The sequence below is a fragment of the Rheinheimera sediminis genome (genome assembly GCF_004005375.1).
In the GTDB taxonomy this organism is placed as follows: domain Bacteria; phylum Pseudomonadota; class Gammaproteobacteria; order Enterobacterales; family Alteromonadaceae; genus Pararheinheimera.
The window spans coordinates 1-21,457 of sequence record NZ_RZUF01000006.1 but is presented as its reverse complement, the minus strand read 5'-3'; the positions used below and the strand labels follow the sequence as shown (position 1 = coordinate 21,457).

The 21,457-nt window shown below is 45.2% G+C and carries 22 protein-coding genes; 15 read left to right on the top strand and 7 right to left on the bottom strand.

The window, feature by feature from the left end; genetic code table 11:
* Positions 1 to 190: 190 nt before the first annotated feature.
* Entirely contained in the window at positions 191 to 565 is a 375-nt protein-coding gene (locus tag EMM73_RS05170) for a VOC family protein (protein ID WP_127685393.1), read from the bottom strand.
* Positions 566 to 717: 152 nt separating this feature from the next.
* Positions 718 to 1,230, bottom strand: a complete 513-nt coding sequence (gene fabA / locus EMM73_RS05165; protein ID WP_127685392.1) for a 3-hydroxyacyl-[acyl-carrier-protein] dehydratase FabA — start codon at positions 1,228 to 1,230, stop codon at positions 718 to 720.
* 117 nt (positions 1,231 to 1,347) lie between these two features.
* On the opposite strand from fabA, the gene EMM73_RS05160 reads away from it, so the two are divergent.
* Both EMM73_RS05160 and EMM73_RS05155 read left to right on the top strand, forming a co-directional pair.
* On the top strand, positions 1,348 to 1,605 hold the full coding sequence (locus tag EMM73_RS05160) for a hypothetical protein (RefSeq protein WP_127685391.1): 258 nt from the start codon (positions 1,348 to 1,350) through the stop codon (positions 1,603 to 1,605).
* A gap of 78 nt (positions 1,606 to 1,683) precedes the next feature.
* On the top strand, positions 1,684 to 2,538 hold the full coding sequence (locus EMM73_RS05155; protein ID WP_127685390.1) for a 6-carboxytetrahydropterin synthase: 855 nt from the start codon (positions 1,684 to 1,686) through the stop codon (positions 2,536 to 2,538).
* A gap of 57 nt (positions 2,539 to 2,595) precedes the next feature.
* Here the strand turns inward: EMM73_RS05155 and EMM73_RS05150 are convergent, their stop codons facing one another.
* Together EMM73_RS05150 and EMM73_RS05145 are read right to left on the bottom strand one after the other, a co-directional pair.
* A complete protein-coding gene (locus tag EMM73_RS05150) occupies positions 2,596 to 3,606 on the bottom strand; it encodes a metal-dependent hydrolase (protein WP_127685389.1) in 1,011 nt (336 codons plus the stop codon).
* Between the two features lies 1 nt (position 3,607).
* Complete coding sequence (locus EMM73_RS05145) at positions 3,608 to 5,389, bottom strand: M61 family metallopeptidase (RefSeq protein ID WP_127685388.1); 1,782 nt, start codon at positions 5,387 to 5,389, stop codon at positions 3,608 to 3,610.
* 50 nt (positions 5,390 to 5,439) lie between these two features.
* On the opposite strand from EMM73_RS05145, the gene hinT reads away from it, so the two are divergent.
* From hinT to EMM73_RS05125, 4 genes are all read left to right on the top strand, one after another.
* Complete coding sequence (hinT, locus tag EMM73_RS05140; RefSeq protein ID WP_127685387.1) at positions 5,440 to 5,790, top strand: purine nucleoside phosphoramidase; 351 nt, start codon at positions 5,440 to 5,442, stop codon at positions 5,788 to 5,790.
* Between the two features lie 89 nt (positions 5,791 to 5,879).
* Positions 5,880 to 6,278, top strand: a complete 399-nt coding sequence (locus EMM73_RS05135; protein WP_127685386.1) for an acyl-CoA thioesterase — start codon at positions 5,880 to 5,882, stop codon at positions 6,276 to 6,278.
* A gap of 455 nt (positions 6,279 to 6,733) precedes the next feature.
* Positions 6,734 to 7,816, top strand: a complete 1,083-nt coding sequence (locus tag EMM73_RS05130) for a sensor histidine kinase (protein ID WP_127685385.1) — start codon at positions 6,734 to 6,736, stop codon at positions 7,814 to 7,816.
* Positions 7,800 to 8,627, top strand: a complete 828-nt coding sequence (locus tag EMM73_RS05125; protein ID WP_261373332.1) for a LytR/AlgR family response regulator transcription factor — start codon at positions 7,800 to 7,802, stop codon at positions 8,625 to 8,627. The genes EMM73_RS05130 and EMM73_RS05125 overlap by 17 nt, the downstream gene beginning before the upstream one ends.
* Positions 8,628 to 8,680: 53 nt before the next feature.
* Here EMM73_RS05125 and EMM73_RS05120 read toward each other — a convergent pair whose 3' ends face one another.
* On the bottom strand, positions 8,681 to 9,658 hold the full coding sequence (locus tag EMM73_RS05120) for a 6-phosphofructokinase (protein ID WP_127685384.1): 978 nt from the start codon (positions 9,656 to 9,658) through the stop codon (positions 8,681 to 8,683).
* Between the two features lie 179 nt (positions 9,659 to 9,837).
* Here EMM73_RS05120 and EMM73_RS05115 point away from each other — a divergent pair, with 179 nt between their 5' ends.
* The gene (locus EMM73_RS05115) at positions 9,838 to 10,764 is read left to right on the top strand and encodes a DMT family transporter (protein ID WP_127685383.1); all 927 of its coding nucleotides are present in this window, start codon (positions 9,838 to 9,840) and stop codon (positions 10,762 to 10,764) included.
* 73 nt (positions 10,765 to 10,837) lie between these two features.
* On the opposite strand, the gene pyk is transcribed toward EMM73_RS05115, so the two are convergent.
* A complete protein-coding gene (gene pyk, locus EMM73_RS05110) occupies positions 10,838 to 12,277 on the bottom strand; it encodes a pyruvate kinase (RefSeq protein ID WP_127685382.1) in 1,440 nt (479 codons plus the stop codon).
* Between the two features lie 319 nt (positions 12,278 to 12,596).
* On the bottom strand, positions 12,597 to 13,454 hold the full coding sequence (locus EMM73_RS05105) for a MurR/RpiR family transcriptional regulator (RefSeq protein WP_008900048.1): 858 nt from the start codon (positions 13,452 to 13,454) through the stop codon (positions 12,597 to 12,599).
* Between the two features lie 264 nt (positions 13,455 to 13,718).
* On the opposite strand from EMM73_RS05105, the gene zwf reads away from it, so the two are divergent.
* The 8 genes from zwf to EMM73_RS05065 all read left to right on the top strand — a co-directional run bounded on the left by zwf (position 13,719) and on the right by EMM73_RS05065 (position 21,217).
* Entirely contained in the window at positions 13,719 to 15,191 is a 1,473-nt protein-coding gene (gene zwf / locus EMM73_RS05100) for a glucose-6-phosphate dehydrogenase (RefSeq protein WP_127685381.1), read from the top strand.
* A gap of 2 nt (positions 15,192 to 15,193) precedes the next feature.
* Complete coding sequence (gene pgl / locus EMM73_RS05095) at positions 15,194 to 15,889, top strand: 6-phosphogluconolactonase (protein WP_127685380.1); 696 nt, start codon at positions 15,194 to 15,196, stop codon at positions 15,887 to 15,889.
* Between the two features lie 19 nt (positions 15,890 to 15,908).
* Complete coding sequence (edd, locus tag EMM73_RS05090) at positions 15,909 to 17,741, top strand: phosphogluconate dehydratase (protein ID WP_127685379.1); 1,833 nt, start codon at positions 15,909 to 15,911, stop codon at positions 17,739 to 17,741.
* Positions 17,734 to 18,702 carry a glucokinase gene (locus tag EMM73_RS05085; RefSeq protein WP_127685378.1) on the top strand — a complete coding sequence of 323 codons (969 nt, stop codon included), beginning with the start codon at positions 17,734 to 17,736 and terminating at the stop codon, positions 18,700 to 18,702. Before edd ends, EMM73_RS05085 begins: the two co-directional genes overlap by 8 nt.
* A 4-nt stretch (positions 18,703 to 18,706) precedes the next feature.
* Positions 18,707 to 19,363 carry a bifunctional 4-hydroxy-2-oxoglutarate aldolase/2-dehydro-3-deoxy-phosphogluconate aldolase gene (locus EMM73_RS05080; protein WP_127685377.1) on the top strand — a complete coding sequence of 219 codons (657 nt, stop codon included), beginning with the start codon at positions 18,707 to 18,709 and terminating at the stop codon, positions 19,361 to 19,363.
* Positions 19,364 to 20,025: 662 nt separating this feature from the next.
* Positions 20,026 to 20,331, top strand: a complete 306-nt coding sequence (locus EMM73_RS05075; protein WP_127685376.1) for a hypothetical protein — start codon at positions 20,026 to 20,028, stop codon at positions 20,329 to 20,331.
* A gap of 110 nt (positions 20,332 to 20,441) precedes the next feature.
* Positions 20,442 to 20,849 carry a hypothetical protein gene (locus EMM73_RS05070; protein ID WP_127685375.1) on the top strand — a complete coding sequence of 136 codons (408 nt, stop codon included), beginning with the start codon at positions 20,442 to 20,444 and terminating at the stop codon, positions 20,847 to 20,849.
* A gap of 65 nt (positions 20,850 to 20,914) precedes the next feature.
* Entirely contained in the window at positions 20,915 to 21,217 is a 303-nt protein-coding gene (locus EMM73_RS05065; protein ID WP_127685374.1) for a hypothetical protein, read from the top strand.
* Positions 21,218 to 21,457: the final 240 nt, after the last annotated feature.

The following is a 21,457-nucleotide window of genomic DNA, read 5'->3' as shown; positions in this document are numbered from 1 at the left end:
AAGCGCCTTGAGATCCACAAAAATCTGTGCAATCAGTCAGCAAAGACTTTGGTTGCTTAACGTAACAATGTTACTTCGTTGATTTAATTCATTAAATCGAAAAAAGTCGACACTCATTATCCCGAGTTCAGCTTAAACCAGATTACAAAACAGGGGGTATAGAAGCCCCTGTTTTTGCTTTAAGCTGTTGTTATTGCATGGAATGCACTGCGACTTTATTGCCTTCAGTATCAATAAAACTTCCGATAAAGCCATGTTCACCTATCGGCATTTTTTCCATCACCAGGCTACCTCCGGCTGTAACTACTTTAGCCAGAGGCTGATTTACATCGTCGACAACAAAATACACCAAAGTCCCAGTGGTGGAGGGCTGATAATCAGGATCTTTGACTAAAGCTCCGGCACAACCAGGCGCAGCCTGATCGTATTTAAACATGGCCATCAGACTAGGCCCCATCTCCATCATGTCAAATTCAACGCCTAAAACAGCAACGTAAAATGCACAGGCACGGTCCATATCCAGCACCGGGATCTCAAACCAGCCTACGGGGTTTGTTGCGGACATAAAAGCTCTCCTTGTTGTCAATCACAAACGAAATAAAAAAAGTGTAGCGGAGCGTTGGAAGCGTGGCGAGATAATTGAGATTAAAAAGTGTTGATGAATTCAGAAACAAAAAACGGAGCCCGAAGCTCCGTTTTTTTAATCAGAACTCATCATCAGAAGGCAGACGTGTCCTGGAATAAACCTACTTTCAGCTCTTTTGCTGTATAGATCTCGCGACCATCTACACTGACAGAACCTTCGGCTATGCCCATAAATAATTTGCGTTTGATCACGCGGGTCATATCGATACGGTAAGTCACTTTTTTCGCAGTAGGCAGAATTTGACCGGTAAATTTCACTTCACCTACGCCTAAAGCACGGCCCTTACCTGGGCCACCAGCCCAACCCAGGAAGAAACCGACCAGTTGCCACATCGCATCTAAACCTAAGCAACCTGGCATCACTGGGTCTCCTTTAAAGTGGCAATCAAAAAACCATAATTCAGGGTTAATATCAAATTCAGCGACAATTTCCCCTTTGCCATATTTGCCACCTTCTTCCGAAATGTGAACTATACGGTCAATCATCAGCATATTGTCGACAGGTAACTGGCTGTTACCTTCGCCAAATAATTCCCCACGGCCACAGGCCACTAAATCTTGTTTTGTAAAGCTATTCTTAGTCATGTATGTTAGATCCATCATCAAGGCTGGGCCACTTTAGCGAACACTTGTAAGCTTAACAAGTCCGATTAGTCAAGCTAAGCGTCCAAAATCAAATTAACAACTCAAGATAGAAGCATTATGACGGAACAAGTAAAAAAAAGAATTTCTAATGCTGAAAAACAACAGCGTTACAGAGAGCGCCAAAAAGATTCCGGTAAGAAAGAATTGCGGGGCTATTTAACACCCGAAGCTTTAGCCTGTTACCAGGAAATCCAGCAAAAAACCGATTGGAACGACAGTGTGTTGCTCAGCAATGCAATACGTTTGATGTATGCAGCTCACAAGCTTGGACAAATAGGTTTACTGAACGGTTGGCTGACTGAACATAAAAAATGAAGCCAACTTAACGGCCTTAACGTATTGCTTTATAATGCCATCACTTATTGCTGTTACAGCGCTATCCGGAAGTATTTTATGATTTTATTTGTCCGCGATCTAACCGTCATCGATTTTTCGTACCTTTGCCAACAGCGTGGTTTGTTAGGCGAAAGTTTTATTGTTGATGTGGAGTTGCATGGGGATCTTGATCAGGCTTCTATGGTATTTGATTTTGGTCTGGTGAAAAAAGTCATTAAAAAGGCCATAGATCAGCTGTTAGACCATAAATTAGCTATCCCTGCCTTGAGCACCGCTACGCAAATTATTCACGGTGAAGTGGAGCAGGTCCAGTTCAATAGTGCCAGAGGGCTACTGCAAGTTGCATCACCGGCGGAAGCTTTTGCTGTCATTCAATCCGATAAAGTAGACATGGCCTCAGTGATAGATTTTTTAACCGAACAAATTAAGCCCTTGTTGCCAGAGAACGTTGCTAAATTAGTGCTACAGCTGCGTACTGAACAAGTCAGTGGTTTCTCTTACCAATACACTCATGGGCTGAAAAAGCATGATGGCAACTGCCAACGTATTGCTCATGGTCATCGTTCTACTATTCAGATTTTTGACAACGGCATGTTATCACCTAAGCTGGGAAAATATTGGAGTGAGCGTTGGGAAGATATTTATCTGGCGACTGCTGAAGATAAGTTAGACGCCGCTGCTTTAAAGTATTTGAAAGCTCAGAATGGAGCTTTGAATTTTGCATACACTTCAGCTCAGGGCTACTTTGAGATTTCTTTGCCTGAGAGCACCTGCGAGGTAGTGCCATGCGATACAACAGTTGAATGTTTGGCTGAGTATATAGCGGCTACATTAAAAGAGTCACATCAGCTTAATGCTGTCAAAGTGGTAGCTTTCGAAGGTGTTGGTAAAGGTGCCATTGCTTTCGCTTAACCGGAATGGGCGTCAAAGCACAGTGTGAACAATTAACATTGTGCTTTGACGCCATTTTTATTTTGTTAAGTCTGACAGCGGTAATTGAGTTTTACCAAGAACTCGCTGATACAACCAGTTGAAACTTGCCGCGTTATCGCGTGGAAAAGCCAGTTGCACAGGCTCTTGAGGTTGCTCATTGGTTGCGATCACGAAACTAAAGCTGTAAATAGGCGCCATGCCCATTCTCAGGTCCGTCAGCAGTAACTGCTCGTCTTTTTGCTCCAGTTGATAAAAACCATGACTAAACCAGGCTAATCGAGCTACTGCAGGGTTCTGTTTCCATTGTGCTATCAAAGCAGCATCTCTTGGAAAACTTCGCCATTGCATTTGTGTTGAGCCATCAAGCAAAGAGTAGTAGCCCTCAAGGTACTGATCCTCGTTCACCACCACAGCCCGCCACAATAAGGTATTGAAGGGTGTTGCAGTCACGAGCAGTCGATCGACATGTTGGCCTGAATCTGCGAGTTGTTGTTCAACCTCTGCGTAAGCAAGTTGCTGCGCTACTAAGCCAAATAACAAATAACTAGTACTCACAGCAAGGCCTAGGGTATTCCAAAAGGGGCTAGACCAAAACGCAATCAGCAGACCAAGCAGCAAGGGCAGTGTATAAAGCGGGTCTATAATAAAAATGCTACCTACTCCAAAAGGATAGTCGCTAAAAGGCAATGCAAGCTGGGTCCCATAAATAGTCATGGTGTCTAACAGCGCATGGGTCAGCAGTACCAGTAATACCGCCAGCACAGCCTGTTTCAAAAGTAGCGGGCAACCTAATAACTTGACTAACAACCAGGCAAAAAGTGGTGAAACCAAACTTAAGTAAAACAAGGAATGGCTTTCAGTGCGGTGCATGGTCATGTCGCTGATAGGATCGCCATGTGATATCAATACATCCAGATCCGGCAGGGTGCCAAACACAGCGCCTGCAGCAGCTGCCTGCCAGAGTTTTATTTGTTTATTGCGTATTGGTTTATTGAAAACCGCCACACTGACGGCTGCACCCAGCGCTATTTGTGACAAAGAGTCCATATTATTCCTGTGTTTTGCCAAGCCATGCTGTGGCTTTATCCTGATCAACAAGCTGCAAATAAGTCAAAGTTTCAGCCGCAATTTCAACTGGCATCGACAATTGCACCAAGCGTTGTTTACGAAATACATGCAAGCTCAGTACGCTGCCAATAGTGCTTTGGTTGAGCTGACGCCAGAAATTTTGTTCTGTGGCTTTTACTGCATTAATTGCGATTAACTGATCCTGAGCCATCAAGCCTGCTTTGTAAGCGACAGAAGCCAAGGGCACATGGATGATCTTTAAGCCCTCAGTTGAACTGCTAAAGGCGGCTCCAAAGGCCCGCACTGGATATGCCGGCGTTTTGTTGCCGGATAAATCTTTACTGTGTTCCTGTTGGCGAAAGGCTGTATTTAAACCAAGGTGGGGCAAAAGTTCGGCCAATGGTAAAGCCGTTTTAGTATGCACCCAGCTGTATAAATTGCTTGCGACCTCTTTACCGGCATAGTCGGCACAGATTTGAATAAATTGTTGTTCAGAGCTACCTGAAGCCGGTTCGCCATAGGCTCTCCATGCCAACTGCATTAAGCTGTCCAGCGTCAAACCTTTGCTGCGTAACAAGGCATCCAGACAAAGAGCAATCAGGCTACCTTTGGTGTAATAGCTGACTACTGCATTCACCGCATTTTCGTCTTGTTTGTAGTACTTAGTCCAGGCATTAAAGCTACTTTCGGCTACAGATTGAATTTGTTCTGAAGGGCTAAGTTGCACTCTGTTGATGGTTTTTTCCAGCGCCGCAAAGTATTGTTCCTGCGTCAACAAGCCACAACGTACTAAAGCCAAATCATCGTAATAGGAGGTAAAACCTTCATACAACCAAAGCTGGCTGGTGTATTGCTCTGTGTTTAACTTGTAGGGCAAAAACTGGGCTGGTTTAGCGCGTTTTACCCACCAGGTATGAAAATATTCATGGCTGCAAAGACCAAGCAAATTCTGATAATCAGCTGTGCTCTCTTCAGGACGTTGTAAATTCGGCAGATCCTGATGAGTCAGCAGTAATAGAGTCGAATTATGGTGCTCCAGCCCGCCATAGCCTGAATCTGTCACCCAGCACAAAAACCAGTATTCTTTTAAATCAGAAGGCAAGCCAGCAAACACTTGCTGTTGTTGCTGGCAAATAGTCTGCAAGTCAGTCTTAAAGCGTTGCAAATCCACCTGCTCATGGCCGGCAAGTACCAGATAATGTGGAACGCCACAGACAACAAATTCCTCAACATCAAGCTTGCCGAGCATCAATGGTGTATCGACCAGTTGCTGATAGTTGTCAGCCTGATACTGGTAAGTGCCCAGTAGTTGGTTGCTGCCAGACCGTTGCAACCCAGTCGCTACTTGCCAGTCCAGACACTCTGGCATCCATAGACTTAACTGGATAGGTTCAGATTCCATCCCTTTGACTTCGAGACATAAGGCTGCCGGGTTTAAAATCGCCAGTTGATCATCGATGTAACAACCTCTGACTGATAAATCAAAGGCATATACCTTATAGCGTACAGTTAAACTTTGTTGATGATGTTTCAGTAACCAGCTTTGTTTATCCATTTGAACCAGAGATAAAGCACCTGATCCATCAAAAGCCTCAATAGCATGCAGGTGCTTCGAAAAATCACGCACCATATAGCTGCCAGGGATCCAGCAGGGCAAGCTCAAGGTGACGGCTTCTGCGCATTGTGGTGTAAATTGCAATTCAACAGTGACAAGATGTGCAGTAATGTCAGCAATACTAAGCTGGTAAGCCAATGGCGTCATACCCTATACTCCCGAAAGTGATTTAAGCATTATTTTATAAGGATCTTTTGATGGCCCAAGAAACTATTTTCAGTAAAATTATTCGTCGGGAAATTCCGGCTGACATCTTATATCAAGACGATTTAGTGACGGCTTTTCGCGACATAAATCCACGTGCTCCAATTCATATCCTGATTGTCCCCAACGTTTTAATTCCTACGGTAAACGATGTAGAGCCACAACACGAGCTGGCTTTAGGACGTTTATTCACTGTGGCCCGTAAACTGGCAGCGGACGCAGGAATAGCTGAAGATGGATATCGCTTGATCATGAATTGTAACCAACACGGTGGCCAGGAAGTTTATCATATTCATATGCATCTGGTCGGCGGAAGAGTTTTAGGTACAATGGTGGCGCGTTAAGCTATTTTTGTCGGCTAAAAACCGGTGATTGCCTTGCAATTACCGGCAAAACTTCTAAAATTCGCGCCTTATTTTTGCCGGAGAACCTTATGACTGACGATGCTCTGCTTGCTAAACGTATTGAATATGCGGTGACCCGCGTTACAAAAACTGTATTTCCTGGACGCACCAACCATCATAACACCTTGTTCGGTGGCGAAGCTTTGGCCTGGATGGATGAAGCAGCTTTTATTGCGGCCACTCGTTTTTGTCGTAAACCCCTGGTCACTGTCTGTTCTGATCGAGTGGACTTTAAGGAGTCCATCCCTGCGGGCACTATTATCGAACTTGTAGCCCGTATTGAGCATGTAGGCCGCACCAGTATCAAAGTCAATGTGGATATTTTTGTCGAAAATATGTACGACGATGACCAGCATAAAGCGATTTCGGGTAACTTTACCTTCGTCGCATTAGGGCCTGATCGCAAGCCAACTCCAGTTTTAGGCTGATCCCATTCAGAATAGCCAGAGTTACAGATGGGGTTGGTCTCAGGACCACGACAGAATCACTAACAGTATCAGGGCTATAATGGCTATATTATGGCAATACAGAATAGCCTCTCTGGGTGGCTTTTTCTGGCTATAGCTCGCTAGGGTGAACGACAATGCCCCCTTAGAACCACAAAAATCTGCGCGTCCCGTCAACAAAGGCTTGATCTGGTAAAACGAGTTATCTTATCTATATGATTTATGGATTGAAATGAAATATGCTTGCGGCTCGTTATTTCAGGTTCAGGTGATTTGGAACAGCGGGCTGAGTAGCTCACCGAATCACAATGTGAATTCAAGTAGTAAAGTATTGCGACTAATGGAGAGCAAACCAAGTCTAATCCCCAGCCTGGACCTCTTAAACTTGGCGTTGCTGAGATACAATACATAGAAGCATTTTTTTAGTTGTATTTACTTTGCAAAAATTTTTCGAAGACCGCCATCGTCTGTTTTGGTTACTACACACTCTGGGTTGGGTGGGTTTTGCCCTAATCAGTTATTTGGGTTCACTTTTTCAGGAAATGCGCAGTGCTTATTGGATAGTGGTCACTCTGGATGCATATGCCGGGTGGTTGCTGACGATACCCTTGCGCTATGCATTTCAGCGGGTTTGGCACTGGGAGCCCTGGAAGATGCTGCTTAGCGTGCTTCTGGTTGCTATCCTGATCGCTGCCATCTGGACTGTATTTCGTAATTTCAACTACTGGGAAATTTATCGGCATGGCTTCAGACCTGACAGCTGGACTCAGTATTTCCGTCAGACCACAGTGGGTTTTTACGTATTATTGAGTTGGAGCGGTTTGTATTTCGGTATTAAGTATTACCAAACGCTACAGCAGGAAAAGCAAAAATCGCTGACAGCCAGCAATAAGGCCCACCAAGCACAGCTGAAAATGTTGCGTTATCAGCTCAATCCACACTTTTTGTTTAATACCTTGAACGCAATATCTACTTTAGTCTTATTAAAAGAATCCGACACAGCGAATAAGATGCTGATACGGCTCAGTGATTTCTTACGTTATTCACTTTACAAAGACCCGATTAAAAAAGTGCCTCTGCAGCAAGAGTTATATGCTGCCAATCTTTATCTGGAAATAGAAAAGGTTCGGTTTTCAGAACGTCTGACTATTATTTATGACATTGATGAAGCAGCTGATCAGGCTTTAGTGCCAAGTTTGATTCTGCAACCTCTGGTTGAGAACGCCATTAAATACGCAGTAGCCAGCCAAACCAGTGGTGGCAAAATTATGATCACAGCGCAAAAGTTTGGACACGATTTACTGATGGAGGTGGCGGATGATGGTCCAGGAATGATGATTTCTGACGGTCTGCCAAAAGGGGAATCTGGCGGGGTAGGTTTGGTCAATACCAAAGAGCGATTAGCGGCATTGTACGATCGCAATTTTTCTTTGGTCTTAACACACAACCATCCACAAGGTTTGAAAGTAAATATCAGAATACCATTTGAAGTAGAGAGTACAGATGAAACAAATGCTTAAGGTCATAGTGGTCGACGATGAACCGTTGGCTCGCCGTGGTATGTTGGTGCGTTTAGCTGACTTTCCTGAACTGGAGATAGTTGCAGAGTGCAGTAATGGTGCTGAAGCTGTAGCTGCTATCCGTGAACATCAGCCAGATGCTGTATTTCTGGATGTTGAAATGCCTGGGCTGGACGGTTTTGGCGTGTTAAAACAATTGCAACAACAACAGATCAACTTGCCTTATGTAGTTTTTGTTACGGCCTACGATCACTATGCATTAACAGCCTTTGAAGTTCAGGCACTGGATTATGTACTTAAGCCAGTTGAGAAAGAAAGACTGGCTGCAGCTGTTGGGAAGTTGACGAAAAACTTTGAAGCTAAAGATGATCAGCGTCATAAAGGTCAGTTAGCTGCTGTGGTTGCACAATTGACTGGTGAGAAAACTGATCAGATCTTACAGCGCTTGGACCAATCACAGCCTGTGATGAACGAGCGTTTTCCTGAAGCTATCAGCATCAAAGACAGTGGTGAAATAACCCGGGTACCAGTCAGTGCAATAGATTGGGTTGACGCTGCAGGTGATTACATGTGTATTCATACCCGCGATGGGCAAACTCATATTTTACGCCGTACTATGAAAGAGCTGGAGCAAGAACTGGACCCTAAATTATTTGTGCGGGTTCATCGTAGCGCTATAGTCAATGTGAACACCATCGCCAAGTTACAAATGCTGGCGAATGGCGAGCATCAGTTAATGCTGACCAATGGTCAGGCAGTGAAAGTCAGTCGAAGCTACAAAGACAGGGTCAAGATGGTATTTAATTCTTAGATTGTTTTCGCCTAAACAAACTTATAGCCCCTCGTTTGTTTAGGCGTGTTCTTTCAGTATTGTGCAATTTGTTGTTGCCAGCGGAGTAAGTAACTGTCGACCTGTTTTTTCTTATCTCCAGTATGTGCGAGAGGGTACAATCCAGCTTTGGCATTGATTTCTCCTGCCATCATTAAATGTGCACCATGTATTAACTGTTCCACAGCAAAAGCACCTAATTTAGTGGCAAGAATTCTGTCGGCGCCAACAGGGCTGCCACCGCGCTGAATATGACCCAAAACAGAGGCTCTGGATTCGATACCACGTTGTTCCAAAGCTGCAGCTAAAGCTGAAGCGCCACCCTGATACATAGTCTCAGCCATCACAATAATGTAACTGCAGTTTCCTCTATGTTTACGAGCTTGTTCTACATGTGCTGTAATTTTGTCCAAATCCAGCTCTGATGCCAGTTCAGGACAAATTATTTGTTCTGCACCTGCAGCTATGCCAGCAGCAACTGCCAAATAGCCGGTATGACGACCCATGACTTCAACTATAAAAATCCGCTCAAAAGCGTCTGCGGTATCGCGGATTTTATCTATCGCATCCAGAGCTGTGTCTAAGGCTGTGGCAAAGCCAATTGTGAAATCTGAACCGTCTACATCATTGTCTATGGTACCAGGTATACCTAGCAACTTACCTTTGTAATAAGGTGCAAGTTCAATAGTGCCGCGAAAGCTGCCGTCGCCTCCTATCACTAACAAGCCATCAATGTCCAAATCATGTAAATTGTCGGCAACGCGTTGCAAGCCCTCTGTTGTGTGCATGGCTTGGCAACGTGCACTTTTTAGCAGAGTGCCGCCATCCTGGATGATGCCACTGACATGATAGGGTAATAAGGTCTGGTACTGCTGCTCGATCACACCATTAAATCCATGCTGAAAACCAATGACTTCGATTTCATTTGCATGAGCTGTCAGCACTATAGCCCGAAGACAAGCATTCATGCCCGGAGCATCGCCACCTGAAGTTAAGACGCCAATTCGTTTCATCTTTTCATCCCCCTGATACCACGACCTTTTATTAAGCCAATCCTAACCTATAAAAAGTCTGGAGTATTGATCTGCGGCAACAACAGTACATTCCGACGTATTTTCTGAGGTGAAGGCCGAAGGACGCAGACAAGAGTTAAGGTTCTGGAGGATAATGCTGGGAATAAAAAGGAGAGGATATGCATCAATCGTCTGGCCGAGCTGGTCTGGGGTTCAGTTTAGCGTTATTGACGGCGCTACTATGGGGATTATTGCCTATAGCGCTGAAATGGTTGTTAAACTCGATGTCGGCTGGCACCATCACCTGGATCCGTTTTATGGTCGCCGCCGTGCTTGTGGGTTTTTTATTACTGGCCCGAAATAAAATCCCTTCAGTTCGCGGTTTATCCCTGCGCATAAAAATGTTGATCCTGCTTGCTGTTGCCGGCTTGTTGCTGAACTACATTTTGTATCTGAATGGTTTGTTTCTGCTCACGGCAGAAACAGCTCAGGTGGTGATCCAACTGGCGCCATTTTTAATGATGTTAGGCGCGGTTTATTTGTTTAAAGAACGTTTATTGGTATGGCAAAAAATTGGTGCCTGGTTATTAGTCGTTGGCTTGTTGCTGTTTTTTAACGACCGGCTGACCTTATTGCTCACCCAGTTTGGTGATGAAGGTTTTGGTGTTCTGCTGGTGATAGTCGCAGCCGTATCCTGGGCTTGCTATGCCTTAGCGCAAAAGCAATTGTTGATGAGCTTTAACTCCCAACAAATTATGTGGCTGATTTATATGGCCGGTGCTTTATGTTTTATGCCAATGGTCGAGCTAGCTCCTGTGCTGGAATTGTCGGCCTGGCAGTGGGGCATAGTGGTATTTTGTTGTTTGAATACAATAGTAGCTTACGGTGCCTTTGCAGAAGCCCTGCAACATTGGCAAGCAGCTAACGTCAGTGCAGTGCTGGCTATTACACCTTTATTGACTATAGGTTTTGCCCAGTTACTGGCTTATTTTTATCCACAGTTTCCCAGTGAATCGCTAAATGGCTGGGCTTGGCTCGGTGCTTTACTGGTGGTGATAGGATCAATGCTGACGGCGTTAGCGCCAATGCTCAGGCAACGACTTTAAGCTTTTGAGACTTAGCGACAAAAAAGGCGCCACTTCATCAATAAGTAGGCGCCTTTTTCATGAAATCAAGGTCTTAGTTGATTTGTACTATCTTACATGTGTTAGACGCGCCAACAGTTTCCATCATATCGCCATAAGTCAGTATCACTAAATCACCACTTTTTAAGTGAGCAATTTCCTGAACTGCTTCAATAGCGGCCGCTGATACCTTTTGTTGACCCAGGTTTTGAGTGCTGTCAAAAAACACCGGATACACGCCGCGGTACAGAGCCATTTTATTTAAAGTCTTCTGATGACGTGATAACGCATAAATAGGTTGAGACGAGGTGATACGTGACATCAACTTGGCAGTATAGCCCGATTCAGTTAACGAGATAATGGCTTTAATACCCGTTAAGTGGTTCGCAGCATACATAGCGGACAAAGCAATAGTTTCGCTGATTTCAGTAAAAGAGATATCCATGCGATGTTTGGAGCTTTGCACTCGTGGGTGCTTCTCGGCACCATCACAAACGCGGGCCATAGCTTTTACGGTTTCAATAGGGTATTTACCAGCTGCTGTTTCACCGGATAACATTACTGCATCTGTACCATCCAACACGGCATTAGCCACGTCCATGACTTCAGCTCGGGTTGGCATTGGGCTTTCGATCATCGACTCCATCATCTGAGTCGCAGTGATCACTACGCGATTGAGCTGACGTGAGCGGGCAATAATACGCTTTTGCTGACCAACTAACTCAGCATCACCGATCTCGACACCTAAATCACCACGGGCAACCATCACAGCATCAGAAGCACGTATAATATCATCTAAGGTTTCGTCATCAGCTACAGCTTCCGCACGTTCAACTTTAGAGACGATAAGGGCCTCAGAACCTGCGGCACGAGCCAGTTCACGGGCAACACGTAAATCATCACCACAACGTGGGAAAGATACAGCCAGATAATCTACATCGATGTACGCAGCTAAGGAGATGTCTGTTTTATCTTTTTCAGTCAGAGCAGGAGCTGACAAGCCACCACCTAAGCGGTTAATACCTTTATTGTTGCTGAGTTTACCAGCGACAGAGACTTTGGTATGAATGCGTTGACCTACCACGTGCTCAACGATCATTTGAATACGACCGTCATCTAATAACAGCACATCACCAGGCTGCACGTCAGCAGGTAGTTCTTTATAGTCGATACCGACCTGAGTTTCATCGCCTTCGCCTTTTGGCAAATCAGCGTCTAAAACAAAGTGTTGATCTTCTTCTAAAATGACAGAGCCATTTTTAAAGGTAGATACGCGGATTTTTGGGCCTTGCAAATCACCCAGAATAGCGACGTGAGCGCCGGTTTTTGCTGCTGCAGCGCGAACCATTTCAGCGCGTTGTTTATGATCTTCGGCGCTGCCATGAGAAAAGTTAAACCGAAATACGCTGGCACCAGCCAGAATCAGTTTTTCAATAACATCTTGTGAATTCGTTGCAGGTCCGAGCGTGGCGACTATTTTAGTTCTTCTGGGCATCAAGAGCTCCTAAAAGCTTATCTATGGATGGGACAGTTTTAGTGTAATGTAATTTTATTACAGAATATAGCTGAAGTTTGAATAAAACTTTCAGATTATGGTGCTTGTCAGACCTGTTAAGACAAAAAACATCGGAAAAAAGAGGGGCTTCTTACAGAAAGCCCCTCGAGATTACAAAAATACCCTTATTTGCGGAATCTGCAATTTTATTGACTGCATACTCAATCTCAAGTTACACAGCTTAGTAGATTCCTGTGTTGCAGGCTTTTTTTGCCAGCCTGCAACAGAAATACTTTGGCTATGGCTCCTGAGTAAGTCATTAGTTTTGAAAGTCTTTCTTATCAAAACGAGAACCACGTAAGCTATCTTTAACCTTCTTCAGGTTTTCACGGAATTTAGTGCCACGGCGCAGGGTAAAGCCGGTTGCGAGAATGTCAATCAGCACCAGTTGTGCCACGCGTGACGCCATCGGCATATACATATCAGTATCTTCAGGCACGTCCAGTGATAACACTAAAGTACATTCTTTAGCCAAAGGACTGTCGTAGGCAGTAATACCAATGACTGTCGCATCGTTTTCACGGGCAATAGCAGCGATGTCACAGAGGTTTTTTGTGCGTCCAGTGTGGCTAATACAAACCACTACATCGCCTTCAGCGCTGTTAATAGCGCTCATACGCTGCATAACAATATCGTCAAAACAAACCACAGGGACGTTAAAACGGAAAAACTTATTTTGCGCGTCATGCGCCACAGAAGCAGAGGCGCCCAAGCCAAAAAAGGAGATTTTTTTCGCTTGAGTCAATACATCCACAGCGCGATTAATTGTAAGAATATCAACGTTTTGGCGTGCAGCATCCAAAGCTGCCATAGTAGATTCAAAAATTTTGGCTGTATAAGCCTCCGGGCCATCATCTTCTTCCACATGACGGTTTACATAGGGGGTACCGTTGGCCAGACTTTGGGCCAAATGCAGTTTAAAGTCCGGGAAACCTTTGGTATCCAGTCGACGACAAAATCTGTTCACCGTAGGCTCGCTGACATCTGCCATTTTGGCGAGAGCCGCTATACTGCTGTGAATAGTAGTTTGCGGATTGGCCAGGATCACGTCGGCGACTTTGCGCTCTGACTTACTGAAGCTGTTGACGCTGTTAATTATTTTTTCCAACACATTCATCGGATAGTCCTGACTGAGAAACACTGAACAACACAGTGCAAAATGTTGTAACTCGCTTTGTTATACAACCTGGTGCCACTGCAAAAAAGTGATAAAGTTACGACAAAGCAGCTGATTCATTGCCTAGGCTGCCTTATTATATGAGAATAGTCAAAACTTTAGCGTCTCTGTAATTTAATTACAACTTATCTGGTTTACATCTGGCTTTTGCTCGGCTAGTATGCGGTTAAGTGTTGTAAAATTACATCTAATCAAGGGTCATTCATGACAACAACAGCACCACTGAACAAAGCCTGTGATCTGATTCTCTTTGGCACCAAGGGTGACCTTGCACGCCGCAAACTTTTACCAGCTCTCTATCAGTTAGAGAAATCCGGTCTATTGCACGCTGAAAGTAAAGTGATAGGCGTGGCTCGTGACGAATTAGATCTCGATGGCTACAAGGAGTTGGTTGAAACCAACTTACAGAAATTCATTAAAGAGCCGCTTGATGCTGAAGTATTAGCGCGCTTAAAAGCCAAACTGCAGTATGTGCAGGTAGATTTAACCAAAGAAGACCACTACAAGGCATTAAAAGCTGTAACTGACCCGAAAAAGCGTATTCCGGTCAGCTACTTTGCTACTGCTCCTTCTTTATTCGGCAATATTTGTAAAGGCTTGTCGATCGCGGGTTTATCGGCTGAGCCGGCCCGTGTGGTGCTGGAAAAACCTATAGGCCATGATTTAGCTTCGTCCAAAGTTATCAACGATGAAGTTGCCAAATATTTTGGCGAGTGCCAAATTTACCGTATCGACCATTATTTAGGTAAAGAAACAGTACTGAATTTGCTAGCGCTGCGTTTTGCCAACTCTATTTTTGCCGCCAATTGGGACCACAATGCCATTGATCATGTGCAAATTACTGTGGCCGAGGAAGTGGGTGTCGAAGGGCGTTGGGGTTACTACGATGACGCCGGTCAGATGCGTGACATGGTGCAAAACCACTTACTCCAGGTATTGTCGTTGATTGCGATGGAGCCGCCAGCTCGCCTGGACGCCGACAGTATTCGTGATGAAAAATTAAAAGTACTCAAAGCACTACGGCCTATTAACGTAGCCAATGTGCAAGAAAAAACTGTGCGTGGTCAATACGCGGGCGGTTATGTGACTGGTACTCCGGTGCCCGGTTATCTGGATGAAGAAGATGCGCGTCCAAACAGCAAAACTGAAACTTTTGTTGCTATTAAAGTGGACATCGACAACTGGCGCTGGGCTGGCGTGCCGTTCTATTTAAGAACAGGCAAGCGTATGCCGAAAAAAATGAGTGAATTAGTTATTTGCTTTAAGCCGCAGCCACACAATATTTTCTTCGAAACCTATAAACAGTTACCAGCCAATAAGCTGATCATTCGTTTGCAGCCAGACGAAGGCGTAGAAATTCAGATCATGAATAAAATTCCTGGTTTGGGTGAAAGCATGCAGCTGCAACAAACCAAACTGGATTTAAGTTTTGACGAAACCTTCAAATCGCAGCGTATTGCTGATGCCTATGAGCGCTTATTACTCGAAGCCATGTTAGGTAACCAGTATCTGTTCGTGCGTCGCGATGAAGTGGAGCAAGCCTGGAAATGGGTCGATGGCATTCTGGATGCCTGGAAAGTCACAAACGAGCCACCAAAACCTTATCAGGCTGGTACCTGGGGCCCTGTTGCCGCTATTTCATTATTGGCACGTGAAGACAGAAACTGGGACGAATGATAATGCAGCTTCATACTTTTGACTCCAGTGCAGCCTTGAATCAGCAATTTGCCGGTGAAATCAGCAGTCGGTTGGCTGCTGCTATTACCGAGAAGGGCACTGCTACTTTAGTGGTATCCGGTGGTAAAACGCCTTTACCATTGTTTAAAGCCTTATCTGAAACAGATTTAGATTGGTCTCGCGTGACCATCACTTTGGCGGATGACCGCTGGTTGCCAGAGACTCATGCCGACAGCAATGAAGGCTTAGTTAAGGCTAACCTGTTGCAAGGCAAAGCGGCAACAGCTCGTTTTATCAGCTTGTTTGACAGTGAATCACCAGACGATGCCTACAAAGGTGCAGCAGCAGTTGCTGCTCGTATCGCTGAATTGCCAGTATTTGACGTGCTGATATTAGGCATGGGTGAAGACGGCCACACAGCCTCTTTATTTCCATGCAGCAAAGAAATTCAGGCAGGTTTAGCAGCGCAAGCCCCGGTGGCTTTAGCTGTGACTCCAGCTACTGCTCCTTATCAGCGTTTGAGCTTAAGCAAAACACGCTTGCTCAACAGCGCAGTAATTTATTTACATTTGGTTGGCCCCAAGAAGCTAACCGTTCTGGAACAGGCCATGGCAGGTCAGGACCCTTTGCAAATGCCAGTACGGGCTTTTTTGCAACAGCAGCAGGTCCCTGTACATGTAATGTTCACAGCTAACTAATCGACAAGACGAGGTTAACATGAATCCGGTTATACAACAGGTCACAGACAGAATAGCGGCACGCAGTGAAAAAAGCCGTGCGCTTTATCTGCAGCGGATGGAACAGGCCCGTGCCAAGGGGCCGCATCGCGGTGCTCTGGCCTGTGGCAATCTGGCTCATGGTTTTGCAGCTTGTTCTGCTCAGGAGAAAACTGATTTACGCAGCTTAACCAAAGCGAATATCGGTATTATTTCTTCATACAACGATATGCTGTCTGCGCACCAGCCTTACGAAGCTTACCCAGCCATTATTAAAGCCGCTGTGGCTGAAGTAGGCAGTGTGGCTCAGTTTGCTGGTGGCGTACCTGCCATGTGTGATGGTGTGACTCAAGGTCAGCCGGGCATGGAACTGAGTTTACTAAGCCGTGACATTATTGCTATGTCTGCAGCTGTTGGTCTGTCGCACAATATGTTTGATGGCGGCATGATGCTGGGTATCTGTGACAAAATAGTACCGGGTTTATTAATGGCCGCTTTAAGCTTTGGTCACCTGCCTTTTGTGTTTGTGCCTGCTGGCCCAATGCCATCCGGCATTCCGAACAAAGAAAAAGCCCGTGTACGTCAGTTGTATGCAGAGGGTAAAGTAGGTAATGACGAGTTATTAGATTCTGAATCTGCCTCTTACCATAGCGCTGGTACCTGTACTTTCTACGGTACTGCCAACTCCAATCAGCTTGTGGTTGAAGTCATGGGCTTGCATTTACCAGGTTCTTCTTTTGTCAATCCAGGCACGCCATTGCGTGATGAATTAACTAAAGCAGCAGCTCGTCAGGTAACGCGTTTGACCGACTTAGGCACAGACTATTTGCCGATAGCACATATAGTTGATGTAAAAGCTGTAGTGAACGGTATTGTTGGTCTACTGGCCACTGGTGGTTCAACTAACCACACCATGCACTTAATAGCCGTGGCCCGTTCTGCTGGTTTTATCGTGAACTGGGATGACTTTGCCGATTTGTCGCATGCAACACCACTGATCACCAGAATTTACCCGAACGGTCAGGCCGACATTAACCACTTCCAACAGGCTGGTGGCATGGCCTATTTGATCCGTACTTTATTAGACAACGGCTTGCTGCATGAAGATGTTAATACTGTGGCAGGGCCAGGCTTACGTCGTTACACCCAAACTCCTGTGATCCAGGATGGCAAATTGGTCTGGGTCGATGGTCCGACTGAGTCCTCAGATTTAACAGTACTGGCCGATGCCGCTAAACCATTTAAAGATCACGGTGGTTTGCAGGTGTTATCCGGCAACGTAGGCCGTGGTGTCATTAAAACATCAGCGCTGCGTGAAGGTACTGAAATAGTTCAGGCGCCTGCAGTGGTGTTCTCCAGCCAGCACGAATTAGATGCAGCTTTTAAGGCCGGTGATTTAAACAAAGATTGTGTGGTGGTTGTGCGTTTCCAGGGGCCGCGTGCTTGCGGTATGCCAGAACTGCATAAACTGACGCCGCCACTGGGTGTATTGCAAGATCGTGGTTTTCATGTGGCTTTAGTCACAGACGGTCGTATGTCTGGTGCTTCAGGTAAGGTGCCTGCGGCTATCCACGTCACACCAGAAGCGGTTGATGGTGGTGTGATCGCTAAAATCCAGACCGGCGATATGATGCTGGTGGATGGTATCAACGGTGTATTAAAAGTACTGGTTTCTGATGAAGAACTGGCGAAACGTGAAGTGGCCACCCGCGATATGACCGACAGTCATTGGGGTATGGGCCGCGAAATGTTTGGCGGTATGCGTACTGTGATTACAGGTGCAGAACAAGGTGCCTGCAGTCTGTTTAATACAGAGGAGCAGTACCATGGCTGATGTGCAATTCGCTATTGTTGCTGATATTGGTGGCACCAATGCGCGTTTTAGCCGCGTTGATTTAGACAGCCTGCATTTAGACAAAGTAGCGGTGTATCCCTGTGCTGATTTTGATACCTTGGCCGACGCTTTACAGTTTTACCGTGCCGAGCAAGGGTTAACAGACGTTCGTCATGTGGCTTTGGCCATTGCCTGCCCAGTGACTGGTGATTTAGTTAAAATGACTAACTTTCGCTGGCAGTTTTCTGTAAGCCAAATGAAAGCCGATTTGGATTTGGCCGAGTTTATCGTGCTGAATGATTTTACTGCTGTAGCCATGAGCTTACCTGCATTGAAACAGACCGAGCTGGTTCAAATTGGTGAAGGCCACGCCGATCAATTTAAACCTATGGCGGTGTTAGGTGCTGGTACTGGTTTGGGTGTAGCGCATTTAATTCCAACGGCTTTAGGTTATGTGCCATTACCGGGCGAGGGCGGTCATGTCGATTTTACCGCCCAAACTGACCAGGAATGGTTCATTCAAAAGTTCCTGGCGGCGAAATACGGTCATGTCAGCCCTGAACGCTTGTTATCAGGTCCTGGCTTGGAAGATTTGTATTTGGCAATAGCCGCTTTTAACAACAAAGTGGTGGAACCGTTAAACGCAGCCCAGATTGCTGGTAAAGCTTTAGATGGCAGCTGCGCTTTGTGCAAAGCCGTTATCGAGCAGTTTTTTGCCAGCTTAGGTGGTTTGGCAGGGGATTTAGCCCTGACGCTAAGCACCTTTGGCGGTGTTTTTGTCGCTGGCGGTATTACCCCAAAATTATTGTCGCTGATGAATCAAAGCGAATTCAGAAGCCGATTTGAAGCAAAAGGCCGGTTTAAAGACTTCAACCGCCGTATTGCAACTTTTGTCGTCACTGCAGAACAACCAGGCTTAACTGGCTGTGCAGTCTACTTAAAACAACATATGGCGAGTTAACACTATGGCATTTGAAAATTGGCAACTACAACCTGACGTTTTGTTCGCACAAGGCCCTGTGGTGCCCGTCATTGTGATCAAAGATTTAGCTGATGCTGTGCCTATGGCGAAAGCCTTAGTTGCTGGTGGCATTAAAGTATTGGAAGTAACTTTACGTACGCCAGTGGCTTTAGAAGCCATACGTTTATTGGCCACTGAAGTACCTGACGCCATAGTAGGCGCTGGTACTGTCACTACGGCTAAGCAACTTGACGACGTTATAGCAGCGGGCGCCCGTTTTGCTATCAGCCCGGGTTCGACCCGCGAACTGCTGCAAGCCGGTAAAGACAGCGTGATCCCTTTAATTCCAGGCATTGCCAGTATTTCGGAATTAATGGAAGGCACAGCAGTAGGCTACACCCACTTTAAATTTTTCCCGGCAGAAGCTGCAGGCGGCGTAAAAACCTTAAAGTCTATTCACGGCCCATTCTCTGATATACGTTTTTGCCCAACAGGCGGCATTAACGAGAAAAACTTCAAAGAATACTTAGCCCTACCCAACGTACGTTGCGTAGGCGGCAGCTGGATAGTGCCGGACGATGCCATTAAAAACAAAGAATGGCATAAAATCACAGAGCTGTGTTTAGCAGCAGTAGAAGAAGCGAAGACAGTGCAGAAGTAATGCTTTTGTGTTGTTTAGTTTGATACGAGAAACCCGGCTTTGGTCGGGTTTTTTATTGGCTTTGGATTACAAGGGTGCCACTGTTAAAAAACACAGTAGTACCTCTTGAGTAAAATTCTGAACAACTAGCGTACAGCTTGTACAGATTTTGTCGGCCAGGATTTTAGTGATTTCAGAAAAATCTGTTGAAATAGAGATACATCAGCGTTAGTTTGGTATGAGTAAAAATCATGAAAGAAGGCGGAAAAATGTTCGACTTGCGGGCAGAAACCCTTCTATTAAATTGTTATATGCCTACAGGGAATGTTCAACGATGGATGAAATAATCGAGGTCGCAGGCCGAGGATTTTTGCGGGTTGTTAAATGGATAATCATCGACGCATTTATTGAGTTTTTTCTTTATTTTGTCGGTTACGTTACGCTAAAAGTCGTTACATTTGGTAAGTATCCCAAAGCAAATCGGGATAACGACACATTGTGCTGTGTTACTGGTGCCGTTGTTTTGTTATTTGTTGTTGCTGTAATAGCTTTTTATAACTCGAAGTAGGCATATAACAAGTTGCTAAATTTCGTTCCGGCCACAAACGGCGTGGCCTCCACAGGACTGCCTACGCTGCGCTGCGGCAGCCCATTAGCAATGCGTTATGTTCGAGAGGTCTAAGATGTCTGAGTATAAAGAATTACTTGTGTTTTCTAGACCTGATTTCGTAACAGAGTTGCTCGCAGTTCGGTCTCAGGAGCAAGGCTCCCTGAATGTAACGTTGAAAATAGATGCTGAAGGTTTTGAGAAACAGATTTTTCTTTCGGGTTTTGAAGAGTTGGCTGATGCATTAGGAGATTTATTTAAAGCTGAGACCGTAATAATTTCGAGAGAGATTAACTCTGGTAAAGAGTTTGGCTCAGTCAAGATTCAGTGTTGGGCTGACGAATGTTATTCGGAATATTTTTGTGATTTGGCAAAACAATAAACATAACAAGTTGCTGTTGTCGCCGCTTCGCGGCAGGGACAGCCTACACGGCGCTGCGCTATGTTTCGGCAGCCCCAAAGCAAGTAGTTATACCGTAGGTGAAACCCACAATGCTTGAGTTGATCTTGAAATTTGGTTTAGTTAGTGGAGGGACTGCGGTAATAGTAATGTTCCTAGTAGTGTATTGCCTTGCCGAATCAAATAAGGAGATATCTTTTTGGGGAATAAAATTTCATAAAAAATGGACGCCGAAGAGAAAGTTTTCTTGGAGGAGATTACCGAAAGTTATACCGCCTGAGTGGCAAGCCATACTGTTGGTGTTCAAAACTTCTGACGCTCACAGACTCAATGAACGCGACCTTTATGAGAGAGCTCACATTTCGTCAGGATTAACTGAGCTTAAAGTAAGAGAAGTTTGTGTTGATATGGAAAAATACGGTTTGGTTGAGTATTCATTCAACTGTTACTTTTTACAAAAGCGGTCTTATAAATTAGTTAACAGTCTAAATTCGGTATAACAAACAAAGGCAACGCGACGCCTACCGCGGGCTGGCTTTGGGCTTTATAAGCCAAGGAGCACGGCTTGAGTTTTGATAATTTACCGCTGCATGATGCCGTGTTAAAAACAATTGTTGTCGATTGGGGCAGTGCTGAGATCATATTGTCTGTATCTGCTTTTGTGATTAAAGGCGAGGCAGCAGCCCCTTATTTATTAGGGTTTTCATCGGTAACTATGTTTGAAGGCTCTCGGTTCAATGAGTGGGGGGCATCTAACTCGATCTTAGATGCAAAGGCGTTGGGCACAGAGTTTATTATTCAAATGCAAAGTGGCGATGTAATAAAAATAATGGCTGCAAGCTATGCGTTTCAATCTGGCAGCTTATAACAAGCCGCGTCATTTGCAGCCTTCGGCTGCAGCGACGCTCACAAGTTCGCGCGCATGCGCGGGTCGTTATGTAATCGGAAGCTGAAATGTCATCTGTCCCACAATCAAAAACTGAATTACTCGCAGCTATAAACTCGGTATTTCCTAAGTTGATGGCTGACTATCAAGTTGTTCCTGAAACTCTGTCACGCAAGTGTGAAGTTGAAGGTAACTGCGTATTCTGATTTATCTGAACACCTA